At 65.5% G+C, this 14778-nt stretch carries 11 protein-coding genes; 6 read left to right on the top strand and 5 right to left on the bottom strand.

The genetic code is table 11. The annotated features are described in order from the left end of the window. Window positions 1–44 precede the first annotated feature (44 nt). Complete coding sequence (clpA, locus tag H3005_RS09730; RefSeq protein ID WP_049467362.1) at window positions 45–2327, top strand: ATP-dependent Clp protease ATP-binding subunit ClpA; 2283 nt, start codon at window positions 45–47, stop codon at window positions 2325–2327. Window positions 2328–2399: 72 nt separating this feature from the next. Here the strand turns inward: clpA and H3005_RS09725 are convergent, their stop codons facing one another. The 3 genes from H3005_RS09725 to aat form a co-directional block, all read right to left on the bottom strand. Next, window positions 2400–2795: a hypothetical protein gene (locus H3005_RS09725; RefSeq protein WP_191078040.1), complete on the bottom strand. Its 396-nt coding sequence runs from the start codon at window positions 2793–2795 to the stop codon at window positions 2400–2402. Between the two features lie 203 nt (window positions 2796–2998). Beyond that, window positions 2999–3217 carry a translation initiation factor IF-1 gene (infA, locus tag H3005_RS09720; protein ID WP_005409596.1) on the bottom strand — a complete coding sequence of 73 codons (219 nt, stop codon included), beginning with the start codon at window positions 3215–3217 and terminating at the stop codon, window positions 2999–3001. Between the two features lie 86 nt (window positions 3218–3303). Next, window positions 3304–4044, bottom strand: a complete 741-nt coding sequence (aat, locus tag H3005_RS09715) for a leucyl/phenylalanyl-tRNA--protein transferase (RefSeq protein ID WP_191078071.1) — start codon at window positions 4042–4044, stop codon at window positions 3304–3306. Between the two features lie 71 nt (window positions 4045–4115). Between aat and H3005_RS09710 the strand changes: the two genes are divergently transcribed. Beyond that, window positions 4116–5384 (top strand): hypothetical protein, encoded by a 1269-nt coding sequence (locus H3005_RS09710; protein WP_191078039.1) that lies wholly within the window; start codon window positions 4116–4118, stop codon window positions 5382–5384. Between the two features lie 59 nt (window positions 5385–5443). Here H3005_RS09710 and H3005_RS09705 read toward each other — a convergent pair whose 3' ends face one another. After that, window positions 5444–6568: a GNAT family N-acetyltransferase gene (locus H3005_RS09705; RefSeq protein ID WP_100552501.1), complete on the bottom strand. Its 1125-nt coding sequence runs from the start codon at window positions 6566–6568 to the stop codon at window positions 5444–5446. Between the two features lie 191 nt (window positions 6569–6759). Between H3005_RS09705 and H3005_RS09700 the strand changes: the two genes are divergently transcribed. Beyond that, the gene (locus H3005_RS09700; RefSeq protein WP_100552502.1) at window positions 6760–8268 is read left to right on the top strand and encodes an N-acetylmuramoyl-L-alanine amidase; all 1509 of its coding nucleotides are present in this window, start codon (window positions 6760–6762) and stop codon (window positions 8266–8268) included. A gap of 120 nt (window positions 8269–8388) precedes the next feature. Here the strand turns inward: H3005_RS09700 and trxB are convergent, their stop codons facing one another. After that, window positions 8389–9360 carry a thioredoxin-disulfide reductase gene (gene trxB / locus H3005_RS09695; RefSeq protein ID WP_191078038.1) on the bottom strand — a complete coding sequence of 324 codons (972 nt, stop codon included), beginning with the start codon at window positions 9358–9360 and terminating at the stop codon, window positions 8389–8391. 232 nt (window positions 9361–9592) lie between these two features. Here trxB and H3005_RS09690 point away from each other — a divergent pair, with 232 nt between their 5' ends. The 3 genes from H3005_RS09690 to lolA all read left to right on the top strand — a co-directional run bounded on the left by H3005_RS09690 (window position 9593) and on the right by lolA (window position 14682). Further along, window positions 9593–11956 (top strand): DNA translocase FtsK, encoded by a 2364-nt coding sequence (locus H3005_RS09690; RefSeq protein ID WP_191078037.1) that lies wholly within the window; start codon window positions 9593–9595, stop codon window positions 11954–11956. A gap of 36 nt (window positions 11957–11992) precedes the next feature. Beyond that, a complete protein-coding gene (locus H3005_RS09685) occupies window positions 11993–13933 on the top strand; it encodes a DUF3857 domain-containing transglutaminase family protein (RefSeq protein ID WP_191078036.1) in 1941 nt (646 codons plus the stop codon). A 110-nt stretch (window positions 13934–14043) separates the two neighbouring features. Beyond that, window positions 14044–14682 carry an outer membrane lipoprotein chaperone LolA gene (gene lolA, locus H3005_RS09680; protein ID WP_100552505.1) on the top strand — a complete coding sequence of 213 codons (639 nt, stop codon included), beginning with the start codon at window positions 14044–14046 and terminating at the stop codon, window positions 14680–14682. Window positions 14683–14778: the final 96 nt, after the last annotated feature.

Genomic DNA, 14778 nt, shown 5'->3' with positions numbered 1-14778 from the left:
GTAGTCAGGCCGCATATTGTCCCCAACTGCCGCCGGAGTAATCCATGTTCAGCAAAGACCTCGAACACACCATCGGCCAGTGCTACAAGCGCGCCCGTGAGGCCCGACATGAGTTCATGACGGTCGAACACCTGCTGTTGGCACTGCTCGACAACCCGTCCGCCCAAGCCGTACTGAAGGCCTGTGGTGCCGACGCCGACCGCCTGCGCCAGGAGCTGGAGCAGGCCATCGAGGCTTCCGTGTCCCGCCTGGCCGAAGATGACGGCCGCGATACCCAGCCGACCCTGGGTTTCCAGCGCGTGCTGCAGCGGGCCGTGTACCACGTGCAGTCCTCCGGCAAGAAGGAGGTCACCGGCGCCAACGTGCTGGTCGCCATCTTCGGCGAAAAGGACTCCCACGCCGTCTATTACCTCAACCAGCAGGACGTCACCCGGCTGGATGTGGTCAATTATCTGTCCCACGGCATCGCCAAGCTGGGTGAGGAAGGCGAGCAGCCGTCCTCGTCCGAGGGCGAGGGCCGCATGGAAGGGGGCGAGGGTGAGCCGAAGGGCGATGCCCTGACCGAGTTCGCCAGCAACCTCAACGAACAGGCCCGCGCCGGTCGCATCGACCCGCTGGTCGGCCGTGCCGACGAGATCGAACGCACCATCCAGGTCCTGTGCCGCCGCCGCAAGAACAACCCGCTGTACGTAGGCGAGGCTGGCGTCGGCAAGACGGCCATTGCCGAGGGCCTGGCCCGACGTATCGTGGAAGGCTCGGTGCCGGACGTGCTGGCCGATGCGGTCATCTACTCGCTCGACCTGGGCGCGCTGGTGGCCGGCACCAAATACCGTGGCGACTTCGAGAAGCGCCTGAAGGGTGTGCTGACCGCGTTGAAGAAGGTGCCCAATGCGGTGCTGTTCATCGACGAGATCCACACCATCATCGGCGCCGGTTCGGCGTCGGGCGGCACCATGGATGCCTCCAATCTGATCAAGCCGGCACTGGCGTCGGGCGAGCTGCGCTGCATCGGCTCGACCACGTTCCAGGAATACCGCGGCATCTTCGAGAAGGACCGGGCGCTTGCCCGTCGCTTCCAGAAGATCGACATCGTCGAGCCCACCGTGGGCGAGACCTACGAGATCCTGCAGGGCCTGAAGTCCAAGTACGAAGCCCACCACGGCGTGACCTACGCCGATGAAGCGCTGCAGGCTGCGGTCGACCTGTCGGTCAAGCACATCGCCGACCGCCTGCTGCCGGACAAGGCCATCGACGTGATCGATGAGGCCGGTGCCCGCCAGCGCCTGTTGCCGGAAGGGCAGCGCAAGGAGCTGATCGACGTCGAAGAGGTCGAGGCCATCGTCGCCAAGATGGCGCGCATCCCGGCCAAGCAGGTCAGCGCCACCGACAAGGATGTGCTGCAGCATCTGGAGCGCAACCTGAAGATGGTGATCTTCGGCCAGGACCCGGCCATCGGCACCCTGGCCTCGGCCATCAAGCTGGCGCGCTCGGGCCTTGGCAATCCGGAAAAGCCGATCGGCAACTTCCTGTTCGCCGGTCCCACCGGTGTCGGCAAGACCGAGGTGACCAAGCAGCTGGCGCTGCAGCTGGGCATCGAGCTGGTCCGTTTCGACATGTCCGAGTACATGGAGCCGCATTCGATCAGCCGCCTGATCGGTGCGCCTCCGGGCTACGTCGGCTTCGACCAGGGCGGCCTGCTGACCGAGAAGATCGTCAAGACGCCGCACTGCGTGCTGCTGCTGGATGAAATCGAGAAGGCGCACCCGGACATCTTCAACATCCTGTTGCAGGTGATGGACCGCGGCGTGCTGACCGACACCAACGGTCGCGAAGCCAACTTCAAGAACGTGGTGCTGGTGATGACCACCAATGCCGGCGCGGCGCAGGCCTCGCGGCGTTCGATCGGGTTCACCAAGCAGGATCACGCCACCGATGCGATGGAGACCATCCGTCGTGCGTTCACGCCGGAATTCCGCAACCGCCTCGATGCGGTGGTGCAGTTCCAGCCGTTGGGCTTCGAGCACATCCTGCGCGTGGTGGACAAGTTCCTGATCGAGCTGGAGATGCTGCTGCAGGAGAAGCACGTCAGCCTGTCGGCCACGCCGACCGCGCGCGACTGGCTGGCCCACCATGGTTTCGACCCGCTGATGGGCGCCCGCCCGATGGCGCGGGTGCTGCAGGACAAGGTCAAGCGCCCGCTTGCCGACGAGCTGCTGTTCGGCAAGCTGGTCAACGGCGGCAAGGTCAGCATCGACGTGCGCAACGACGAGCTGGTGGTCGAGGCGCAGGCTGAGCCTGAGCGGCTGTTGCCGGCCACTGTGGAATAAGCGTCTGCCGGGCACTGCCCGGCGACGCAGGCAACGACAGGGCGGCTCAGGCCGCCCTTGTCGTGTCAGCCTTCAGCGGCTGCGCTGGCGGGCCATGCGCTGGAAGGTGGCAGCTTCGAGGGGCTCGATCCGCTCGACCGTGCAGCTGGCGCGGTCGGTTTTCAGCACGCTGCGCGAACCGCCGCACAGCTGGTTGCTCTCGCCCTGGGTTTCAAACGCCAGCCGGCGCGAGGTCACGGCGCTGTTGCAGGAGGCGGTGAAGATGACGCGGTAGTGCTGGTCACCATTGCGCAGCAGCACATCGCGATCGGCGCCGGCGCGCACGATCTGCTGGTCCTCACTCAACGCAATGCAGCTGTCGCCGGTGGTGGCTGGCGGCGTGTCGGCGGCCTGGGCGGCGGGAGCGATCAGGGCGGCAGCGATGAGTGCGAGTGCAGCAAAGCCAGCGGGCAGGGAAGACATGTTCATGGCGGGGGCAGGGGGTGGCGATCCGGACTGGATCGGGTGCCACGATGACGCCGCTGGTGCGAATGCGAATCTGCCGCAAGCATGGCTGACCGATGTCACGGTGCATTCGGTCAGGGTGCCGTCCGGCAGGGCCGGATTTCAGACATGACAAAAGGCCAGCGTCCAGGGCTGGCCTTGTCGGGGTGGCGCAACGCGCCAGCCGCTTACTTCATTCGGTAGGTGATACGACCCTTGGTCAGGTCGTACGGGGTCATTTCAACCTTGACCCGGTCACCGGTGAGGATGCGGATGTAGTTCTTGCGCATGCGGCCGGAGATGTGGGCGATGATTTCGTGCCCATTTTCCAGACGAACGCGGAAAGTGGTGTTCGGCAGCGTCTCGCTGACGGTGCCCTCGAACTCGATGGAATCGTCTTTCGACATGTAGTCCTGTGCGGTTCAGAAAACGGCCACGTTGGGCCTAAGGCGCAGCATTTTACGCGTCAAACGCCCAGCTTGCAAAGATTGTGTTATTCCCCGGCAAAATCCGCTGCCGGCACGCGCCCGACCAGCTGAGTCCAGGCGCCTTCCCGGCCCGGTGCCTGCACCGCGCTGCGGACCTGTTGCAGAAACGGCGCGCGCGGCAGGTGCTCCGCCCCCATGCGCAGCAGGTGCGGGTTCTCCACCTGCGCATCGATCAGTGGCCAACCCCAGCCACGCAGTGTCCGCGCCAGTGCAGCCAGCGCCACCTTGGAACCGCCGCTGGCGCCACTGAACATGCTTTCGCCGAAGAACATCGCACCGATGGCCACGCCGTAGATGCCACCGACCAGCGTCTGCCGGTCCCACACTTCGAAGGAATGCGCGAATCCCAGGTCGTGCAGCTGGCTGTAGGCATCCACCATCGCAGGGCTGATCCAGGTGCCGTCCTGGCCGGGACGGGGGGCGCTGGCGCAGGCACGCATCACCTGGCTGAAGGCGGTATCGGCGGTCACTTCCCAGGTGCTGCCGCGCATTTGCCGGCGGAACCTGCTGCTCAGGTGCACACCGTCGGTACGGAACACCATGCGCGGGTCCGGCGACCACCACAGGATCGGCTCGCCCTCGCTGAACCACGGGAAGATGCCGCCGGCATAGGCGTTGAGCAGGCGCAGCGGGTGCAGGTCACCGCCCACGGCCAGCAGCCCGTCGGGTTGGCGCAGGGCGGTCTCGGCTGGCGGGAAGGGGGCATCCGGCGCATCGGCCAGGCGCCAGGGCAACTGACGGGTCATGCCGGCATTGTATTCGTCGTGGCGATACGCGATGTCTGGCACCATCACGCTTCACCGGCAAGGAGCCCCGCATGAGCGACCCCATCACCGCCATCCTCGATGCGCACGATGCGCCGCGCACACGCAATGACAGCCTGGGCATGCTGTTGACCCTGGCCAGCGAAGACCGCCCCCGGCTTGGCGCGCTGCTGCTGCAGGCGCTGGAGCGCCGCTCGCCCAGTTCCACCTTCCTCGATACGGCGCTGGATCTGCTGCCGGATGAGGCTGTCGCGCCGGTCTGTGCCGATGCCTGGCGGCGCTATCGTGACGGCGAGCGCGGTGAACTGCTGACCAGCGTGCTGGAGTTCGCCAGCTACCAGGCGCCGCACACGCTGCAAGGCGACTGGGAGGCGCTGCTGGAGGTCGCCATCGAGGATGACATCCAACTGGCCCCGCAGGTCTGGCAGGCACTGCCGCCGCCGGTCGCGGCGAACTGGGCGCATCGGTTGACCGAGGCCGATGACGATCGCGAACTGGAGCGCGCCAAGGCAGTGCTGTTGGCCAACCAGCCGGAAACCCATGCTGCCGCGCGTGGCTACCTGGCCGACTGGAGCGATCTGGATGCGCAGGTCTGGGCGCACTGGGCGGGCCTGGCCGATGGTCCCCGGCTGCACCGCCTGCATGGCCAGCAACCGCTGCACCTGCGTTTCGGAAGCAGGCAACATCGTGCACAGGTGGCCGAAGAGCCGGGCTGGCGCAAGCGGATCTGGCGGCTGCACCCCACCTGGAATGGCGGTCAGGTGCAGCATGCGGGGAGCATGGGCGGCCCGCTCGACGCCGTGTGCGGCAGCTGCCATGCACCGCTGCAGCGCCTGCTGCAGACCGACACTGCGGCGCTGGAAGAGGGAGCGGCCGGCTCGATCACCCTGGGCCTGTGCCTGGACTGCTGCGGCTGGGAAGATCCGCCCGTGCGTTTCTATCGCCACGATGCGGACGGCGTGCCCAGCTGCCACCCCAGCCAGCACCGTGAGGTGCCGATCAATCCCACCGACAGCGGGGACCTGATGCAGGCCGACGTCGGTCTTGCCGCGATGGACAGCCCTCGCTGGCAGCAGCAGGACTGGGGCCAGTCCAATCATCGGCAGAACCTGTCGCGCGTGGGCGGCGCGCCGAGCTGGGTGCAGAGCGCGCACTACCCGGCGTGCATCGACTGCGGCGAGCAGATGCCTTTCGTGATGCAGCTCGACTCGACGTTGCCGACCACCAATGAAGGCATGTTGCTGTGGGGGAGTGGCGGCATGCTCTACAGCTTCTGGTGCGCGAAGTGCCGGGTGAGCGGGCATTTCTGGCAGTGCACCTGAGCGCAGTGCCCTGAATTGCTCTGGTAGATGCCAACCTTGGTTGGCACGCTTCTCCGACGCTACGGTTCCGCACGAAACGGGCTATGCCCCTGCAGCTCCTGCTGGTAGCGCCGCACATCCCGCCGCTCCTGCCGGCACCAGTCGCGCAGCGCCTCGGCAAACTCCGCATCGGCCACCCAGTGCCGGCTTCGCACGATGGTCGGCAGGAAGCCACGCGCCAGCTTGTGCTCACCCTGCGCGCCGGGCTCGAAACGGGCTATCCCCTCGCGCAGGCAGTATTCGATGCCCTGGTAGTAGCAGGCCTCGAAGTGCAGGCCGGGCAGGGTGGCACCGCCCCAGTAGCGGCCGTACAGCGTGTCGCCACCGCGCAGGCACAGCGCGCCGGCGATGGGTTCGCCGTCCTGTTCGGCCAGGAACAGCACCAGTCCGCGCCCCAGTGAAATCGCCAAGTGGCGCAGGAAGGCTTCGGTCAGCGCTGGCGCGTTGCCGTATTCCAGGAACGTCTGCAGGTAGAAGCGGTACATCGCCTGCAGATCGGCGCGGCTGGCTTCGTCGCCATGCACCACCCGGAAGCTGATGCCCTGGCGGGTGACCTTGGCCCGCTCCTGGCGGATGTTCTTGCGGTGCTTGTGGTTCATGGCGCCGAGGAACTGCTCGAACGTGCTCCAGTCACCCGGGTTCTGCCACTGGAACTGGATGTCCTCGCGCAGCAGCCAATCGTCACTGAAGGCCGTTTCGTCAGCCACCGTGTGGAAATTGATGTGTGCCGACGACACGTCGAGTGCGGGCATCTGTTCGCGCAGTGCCGTCAACAGCGCAGCGCGCTGCGAATCGTCACGGGCCAGCAGGCGCGGGCCGGTCACCGGCGAGTACGGCACCGCGCCGAGCCACTTCGGGTAGTAGTCGCGGCCGTGGCGCGCATAGGCATTGGCCCAGGCGTGGTCGAACACGAACTCGCCATGCGAGTTGGTCTTCAGGTAGCCGGGAGCGGCGCCGACCAGGGTGTCACCGTCCCACAGGGTGAAGTGTTGCGGCTGCCAACCCCAGTCCTCGCGCAGGCAGCCGTGGGTTTCCAGGCCGGACAGGAAGGCGTGGCTGACGAACGGGTTGCGGCCGTCGTGCAGGGCATCCCAGTCGGTGGCGGGAATGGACTGCAGGGAGTCGAGGAAGCGGGCGGTGGGCATGAGGGGAAAGGATAGGGCAGGACGATCGCGAACGGTGTTGGCGGAAGCGGATTGGTTCGTTCTGCCTGAGGGTGAGGAAAGTTCGAATTCTGCGTTGATGTGCGCGTGGTGCCGAACTCCAGCGCGGTGACGGGCCAGGGTGTGTTGCGTCGCAGAAGCGGTGCATTCATTTCACGCATGGAGTAGCCACAATGAACCGAACGCTTCGCTCTGTAACACTTTCCGTGCTGCTGTCCCTGTTGGGGGGCGTGCTTATGACCAGCCCTGCGCAGGCCGCTGAATCCCGCCCCCCGATGGAGCAGGACGCGGGGCTCAACATACTCTTGACTCAGAAGGCGCGCGACATCCTCGAACGCGTCCGTCTCGTCGATGGGCAGGCGCGGAGCCGCCGGGTCGAGGTGTCAGCGGATATCGCCAACGGTGTTGTGACCGTGGCCTTGGATCGGAACTTCCTGCCTGCCGATTACGGACCGTCGTTCGAGGATCAGAGAAGCGAGATCAGTTTTGGGCTGCTGCATTGGGCCGAGCAGGCGGCTCCGTTCAGTCGTGTCATTTTTCTGTATGACGGAAAAGAGGTCGAGCACTATTTTCCTGCTGTGCAGGAGGCGGATAGCGCCGCCCGCGAGGTGCGGCGGAAACGACGAGAAAGGTCAGGAAAGGGCGCTGGGATGGCTTTCGTTGCCGCTGGGCACGGCTATTTCTACAGTCACAGATCGAACGACTGGGTGACGTCTCGTCCAGAAGTTCATGGCGTTTCCGAAGGGATCGTAACCCCGTCGTATGCAGACGAGCTGAAGCAATTGATCGAACAACGAAGCCGAATGCCGGCTGTTCGTCCCCGTGTACAGCAAGGGGGTGGTCTGGTTCACCCGCCCAGTGGAAAGGAGTGGTGGACGATGGCCGCGCGCTATGCAATAGCCGAACAATATCCCGGCAATGTCGCGATCTGGAATACCTATGCGGGCAGCACCCTGTGGGATAGGGAGGAACGTGAGGACATCAATAGTCGGCCGCTTCTGGCCAATCATATTGACGCAGAGGTGGCCATCCACCTGCACAGCAACGCAGAAGCGACGGGGAACGTACGCGGAGCGCGTGTCATCGTACAGCCGGGACAGGCGGAGGATGCGGCGTTGGGGCGGAGCGTACTGTGTGCGATGAAGGAGGTTGTCCAGGCGCAATCGGGCTACGAGTCCTTCGCCGTCGCTCCTGATGTGCATTCCGACAACAAGGGCGAGAATCGAGAGGCGCATATGCCATCGATCATCGTGGAGACCGCCTTCCACACGAACTCGGATGACGCCAAAGCGCTTCTCGACCCAGCCTTCCGGTCCGCCGCGATGAAGGGCGTTGAGAAGGGCTATCGGTTGTGGGCGGCCGGGAAGGCATGCGAGCCGCTGGTGCTAAACGCGATAGCGGATATCGATGTGCCGGTTCAATCATCACGAGCCTTTGATCTTGGCTATCTGGGCAACCCCCAGCATCCAGTGGTCGCGCAGTTCTCGCTGGCGTCCTGTTCGGAGCCTGGGGCCTGTACGCCGTGGGAAGCAACTTTTGATGACCCCGCGACGCCGATGACGATCGATCTTGCCTGCAATGGCTCCAGCCCCGGCATTGCGCGCTGGAGTGTGGTGCTTCGGGACGCGGACGGCGTTGCAGCGCCACCGGTCGAGTTCCAGCAGAGTTGCGTGCAAGCCTGAAGGCGAACGGGGCATTGCCAGGCATGGCCTGGCACTACTGAAAAGAAAAGGCCGGCGCTCTCGCGTCGGCCTTTTGTCTAAGTCGAGCATTGCTCGACTCTACAGGAGCGGATTCACCTCTCAGCTGGCCTTGCCCTGTGCATCCAGGTAACGCTCTGCATCCAGTGCGGCCATGCAGCCGAAGCCGGCCGAGGTGATCGCCTGGCGATAGTGCTGGTCGGCCACGTCGCCGGCGGCGAACACGCCTTCCACCGAAGTCTGGGTGGCGTTGCCACCCAGGCCCGAACGGATTTCCAGGTAGCCGTTGTTCATGGTCAGCTGGCCGTCGAACAGCTGGGTGTTCGGGTGGTGGCCGATGGCCACGAAGAAGCCGTGCGCATCGATGTCGCGGGTGCTGCCGTCCAGGGTCGACTTCACGCGCACGCCGGTCACGCCGGCCTCGTTGCCCAGCACTTCCTCCACCTGGTGGTGCCAGACGGTTTCGATCTTGCCGGCTTCAACCTTGGCGAACAGCTTGTCCTGCATGATCTTTTCCGCCTTCAGGGTGTCGCGGCGGTGGACCAGGTAGACCTTGCGGGCGATGTTGGACAGGTACAGTGCTTCTTCCACGGCGGTGTTGCCGCCGCCGACCACGACCACGTTCTGGTCACGGTAGAAGAAGCCGTCGCAGGTGGCGCAGGCGGACACGCCGCGACCCTTGAACTCGTCTTCGGTCGGAATGCCCAGGTACTTGGCGGTCGCGCCGGTGGAGATGATCAGGGCGTCACAGGTGTACTCGTGGCTGTCGCCGATCAGCTTGAACGGGCGCTGCGACAGGTCCGCGGTGTGGATGTGGTCGAAGATCACCTCGGTCTCGAAGCGCTCGGCGTGGGCCTGCATGCGCGCCATCAGGTCCGGGCCCATCAGGCCATGGGCGTCACCCGGCCAGTTGTCCACTTCGGTGGTGGTCATCAGCTGGCCACCCTGCTGCAGGCCGGTGATGACGACCGGCTTCAGGTTGGCGCGGGCAGCGTAGACGGCAGCGGTCCAACCGGCCGGGCCGGAACCGAGGATGACAAGACGCTGGTGGCGGGAGGGCAGGCTAGTGCTCATGTAGACTCGCGAAAAGGTAGATGGGACAAGGCGCGGCGATGTTTGCACAGCATCCTTGGCTGGTCATAGAGTGGCGGCTGGGGCAGGGCGATTCAAGCCGATGAACAGAACAGCGCCATCCACGGGCGGTTTCGGGCCCTGTCCCCGCTTGTGCGGCAACGGATAACTGAAAACTGACGCCGTCTCGTTTATTATCAAACACTAACAGCGCATTCCAAAGGTATGGTCTAAGGTGGCGAAGCAGGTCCCCGAACGCTCCAAGTCCGACGACAAAAAGGCATCGCGTCGCACGGCGGCAGCGGCCACGACCGACAATCCACGCCGTCAGCGCCTGTGGCGCGACCTGGGTCTGATCGCCATCGCGCCGGCGCTGCTGTATCTGGCTGCCAGCCTTTTCACCTATTCAGCCACCGATCCGGGCTGGTCGCACACCGGCAGCGTGGTCGCGCCGGTACACAACATGGGCGGCCGCGCGGGCGCGTGGATCGCCGACGTGCTGCTGCAGCTGTTCGGCTACATCGCCTTCCTGCTGCCGGTGGTGCTGGGCGCGCTGGCCTGGATCGCGATGTTCGGCCTCAAGCGCGAGAGCAAGGGCGAGAACGATCTGGACCCCGCGTTGCGGCTGGTCGGGCTGGTCGGCTTCCTGATTGCCGGCACCGGCTTCCTGCACGTGCGCCTGTTCAGTGGCGATGTCTCCAGTGCCGGCGGCATCCTTGGCAAGCTGGTCGGAAATTCGCTCAGCGTGGGCTTTGGCGCGCTGGGCGCCAACCTGTTCGTGCTGGTGCTGCTGCTGGCCTCGATCACCCTGGCTACAGGCTTGTCCTGGTTCGTGGTGATGGAGAAGATCGGTCGCGGCGTGATGTCGCTGGCGCCGTTGCTGGAGCGCAAGAAGGAGCAGGCCACTGAGTGGCAGCAGACCCGCGTGATGCGCGAGGAGCGCCAGGAGGTGCGCAAGGCCGATGCCGAAGTGCGCGCCAAGCGCGAGCCGGTGAAGATCGAGCCGCGCCCCGAGCCGGTGATCGAAAAGAGTGATCGGGCCAAGCGCGACAACCAGATCCCGATGTTCCGCGGCGTCAATGGCGATGGCTCGGACCTGCCGCCGTTGGCCCTGCTGGATGATCCCAAGCCGCAGCCCGTGGGCTATGACAAGGAAACCCTTGACGCGCTGTCGCGGCAGATCGAGTTCAAGCTCAAGGATTTCCGCATCGATGCACAGGTGGTCGGCGCCAACCCCGGCCCGGTCATCACCCGCTTCGAGATCGAGCCGGCGCCGGGCATCAAGGTCAGCCAGATCAGTTCGCTGGACAAGGACATCGCCCGCGGCCTGTCGGTCAAGTCGGTGCGTGTGGTCGATGTGATCCCGGGCAAGTCGGTGATCGGCCTGGAAATCCCCAACGTCACCCGCGAGATGATCTACCTGTCCGAGTTGCTGCGCTCGAAGGAGTACGACAAGTCGGCCAGTTCGCTGACCCTCGCGCTGGGCAAGGACATCGCCGGCCGCTCGACCGTGGCCGACCTGGCGCGCATGCCGCACCTGCTGGTGGCCGGTACCACCGGCTCGGGCAAGTCGGTGGCGGTCAATGCGATGGTGCTGAGCCTGCTGTTCAAGGCGTCGCCGAAAGACCTGCGGATGCTGATGATCGACCCGAAGATGCTCGAACTGAGCGTCTACCAGGGCATCCCGCACCTGCTGGCGCCGGTGGTCACCGACATGAAGGAGGCTGCCAACGGCCTGCGCTGGTGCGTGGCCGAGATGGAGCGCCGCTACAAGCTGATGAGCGCGGTAGGCGTGCGCAACCTGGCCGGCTTCAACAAGAAGGTGAAGGACGCGCAGGACGCTGGGCAGCCGATGATGGACCCGCTGTTCAAGCCGAACCCGGAGCTGGGCGAGGCGCCGCGGCCGCTGGAGACGCTGCCGTTCATCGTCATCTTCATCGACGAATTCGCCGACATGATGATGATCGTCGGCAAGAAGGTCGAAGAGCTGATCGCGCGCCTCGCGCAGAAGGCGCGTGCGGCCGGCATCCACCTGATCCTGGCCACCCAGCGCCCGTCGGTGGACGTCATCACCGGTCTGATCAAGGCCAACATTCCTACCCGCATCGCCTTCCAGGTCAGCTCGAAGATCGATTCGCGCACCATCCTCGACCAGTCCGGCGCGGAGACGCTGCTCGGTCACGGCGACATGCTGTATCTGCCGCCCGGCACGGCGATGCCCGAGCGTGTGCACGGCGCCTTCGTGTCCGATGAAGAAGTGCATCGCGTGGTCGAGCACCTCAAGGCGATGGGCCCGGCCGACTATGTCGACGGCGTGCTGGACGAAGTGCAGACGATGGGCGATGGCGTGGTGGTCGGTGCGACCGGCCTGCCGGAGACCAGTTCCGGCGGTGGTGATGAGTCCGACCCGCTGTACGACGAAGCGCTGCGCGTGGTCACCGAGACCCGTCGTGCATCGATTTCCGGCGTGCAGCGTCGCCTGAAGATCGGCTACAACCGCGCAGCGCGACTGATCGAGGCCATGGAAGCGGCCGGTGTGGTCAGTTCGCCCGAGCACAACGGCGACCGCACGGTGCTGGCACCGCCGCCGCCGAAGTAAGCCCTGCCGCATTCCCGACGTCCAAGGAACCGACGCATGCTTCAACCCGTTTCCTGCGCGCTGGCGCTGGCCTGCCTGCTGGCAGCCGGCCCGGCGCTGACCGATGCCGCCGCGACAGCCGTACCCGCGGTCGCGCCGCCATCCACCGGCAGCGATGCCGAGGCCAGCAACAACTTCAGCTTCGTCCGCTATCGCGCCGACTACCAGGTGCGCCCTGATGCCGGCAACGTACAGACTGAAACCTACGAGATCCTGCTCAAGACCAAGGCCGCGGTGGAGCAGTTCAGCCAGGTGCGGTTGAGCTACAGCGAGAAGATGGAAACGCTGGATGTGGTCAACGCCTACACGCTGACCGCCGACGGCCAGCGCCGCGAGGTGCCGGCCGATCGCATCTACACCCAGGAAAGCTATTCCAGCGCCTCGGCGGCGATGTATGCCGACCGCAAGGTGCGGGTGATCGTGTTCCCCAACCTGGCGCCGGGTACGCGGCTGTTCTACCAAGTGCGGCGCACCCAGCTGACGCCGTACTTCCCGGGCTACTTCGGCCTGTGGGAAACCTTCAATGTGTTCACCCAGTACGACGATGCCGAAGTGACCCTGAGCGCGCCGGCCAACCTGCCCATGCACGTGGACAGCCGCGGCGTGCAGGGCAGCGATCGCCCGGTGGTGAAGAACGGCCAGGCGACGTGGCGCTGGCGCTACCAGCGCCGCGAACCGATGCAGGCGCAGAACTGGTCGGCGGCGGTGTGGGAGTTCGGGCCGAACATCATGGCCAGCACCTACCGCGACTGGGCGCAGATGGGTCGCGCCTATCAACTGAAGGCCGGTCCGGCCGCGCAGGTCACGCCGGAGATCCAGGCGCTGGCCGACGAAGTGACTGCCGGCATCAGTGACCGCCGCGCGCAGGCCGATGCGCTGTACCGCTGGGTCGCGCAGAACATCCGCTACGTCGCGGTGTACCTGGGTAACGGTGGCCTGGAGCCGAACAGTGCGCAGAGCATCCTCGACAACCACTACGGCGACTGCAAGGACCACGTAACGATTCTTGAGGCGCTGCTGGCGGCCAAGGGCATCACCAGTTCGCCGGTGCTGATCGGTGCAGGTGGCGGCCCAACGCTGCCGAAGATTCCGCTGCTGGGTCGCTTCAACCACGCCATCACCTATGTGCCCGAGTTCGATCTGTATCTGGACTCGACCAGTGCCTGGGCGCGCTTCGGCCAGCTGCCCGATGGTGATCTTGGCGCGCCGGTGCTGCACACCCGCGATGCGACCCTGGCGCGCACGCCGGCCAACGATCCGCAGCGCAACGCGACGGTGATGGACGTACGCTTTACCTTCGACGCACAGGGCAATCTGCGTGGCGAGACGGTGCCGCAACTGAGCGACAACGCCGAGATCGGCATGCGCGCACAGTTCGCCCAGCTCAATGCGCAGAACCGGGCGCGCGCTGAAGAATCGATCATGGCCGCGTCCGGTTTCGATGGCCGTGGCCAGCTGCAGCTGCAGGGTGTACCGGTCGACCTGACCCGGTCGTTCGGTTATCGCATGGCGTTCCAGGCCGAGGATTACGTGGACTTCGACGTGGCCGGCGGCATGGCCGTACCCGATCCGCCGGGTGGCGAATCGGTGCGCGGGCTTTATGCCAGCGCCTCGGCACCGGACAACGAGACGCCGTTCTACTGCAATGCCAGCCTGCGCGAGGAAACCTATCGCCTGCAGTTCCCGGTCAATGCCCCGATCATCGCGATTCCCGGCAGCCAGCGGTTTGCCAATGCGGCCGGCGAGTACCGGGTCGACTGGAGCCGACAGGGCCAGGAAGTGACCGTGCATCACCGCCTGCAGCAGAACGCGGTGCGCGGCGCCGAGGCGCTGTGCCAGCCGCAGGACTATGCCGCCTTCCGCGCGCTGTTCCGCGAGGTGCGCCGCGGCTTCCGTGGTCAGGTGCTGTACGGCAAGCTGCCGGGCGCTGGCGGCTGAATCGCCGATCAGCGATCAGGGCGTCATAATGGCGTCCTGATCGCCCATTCATCTTTTGCCGGGCACACTGGCACCCAACTTTCCTGGCCGCGCGCCCACAGGATTCCTGCATGAACCTTCGCCTCCGTCGTTTCCTTGCCACCACCACCCTGGCCGTGGCCTGCGCCGCCGCCGGCAGCGCCTGGGCCGGCGCCCGTGATGACCTGAAGACCTTCACCACCGGCCTTAAGGGCCTGGATGGGCAGTTCAGCCAGCAGGTGTTCGACAGCCGCGGCAAGGTCAAGGAATCCACCAGCGGCCGCGTCGCCTTGTCGGCACCGCGCCTGTTCCGCTGGGAGTACGTGCGCCCGCATGAGCAGCTGATCGTGGCCGACGGCAAGAAGGTCTGGATGTTCGAGCCGGACCTGGAACAGGCGACCGTGCGCGAGCAGGGCAAGGAAGAGCAGAACAGTCCGCTGACCGCGCTGATCAACCCGGCGCTGCTGGAGCAGCAGTACGACGTAAGTGAAGAGGCCGCACAGCGCGATGGCCTGCAGTGGCTGTCGCTGTCGCCGAAGCGCGATACCGAAGCCAGCTTCCAGTACGCCGCACTCGGCTTCAACGCGCAGGGCCTGGCGAAGATGGAGATCACCGACGCCGTGGGCCAGCGCACCGTGATCAGCTTCAGTGGCTGGAAGCGCAACCCCAGCTTCGCCGCCAACACCTTCCGCTTCACCCCGCCGGCCGGCACCGACGTCATCGGCAATTGATCGTGGCCGCCGGGCATGGCCCGGCGCTACCTGCTCTGGTGGGTGTCAACCTTCGCCCTTGGTGGGTGTCAACCTTGGTTGACACGCTTTTGATCT

Origin of the sequence: Stenotrophomonas sp. Br8, from assembly GCF_014763005.1 — a bacterium.
Taxonomy (GTDB): domain Bacteria; phylum Pseudomonadota; class Gammaproteobacteria; order Xanthomonadales; family Xanthomonadaceae; genus Stenotrophomonas; species Stenotrophomonas lactitubi.
This window is presented reverse-complemented; position numbering and strand designations above follow the sequence as displayed.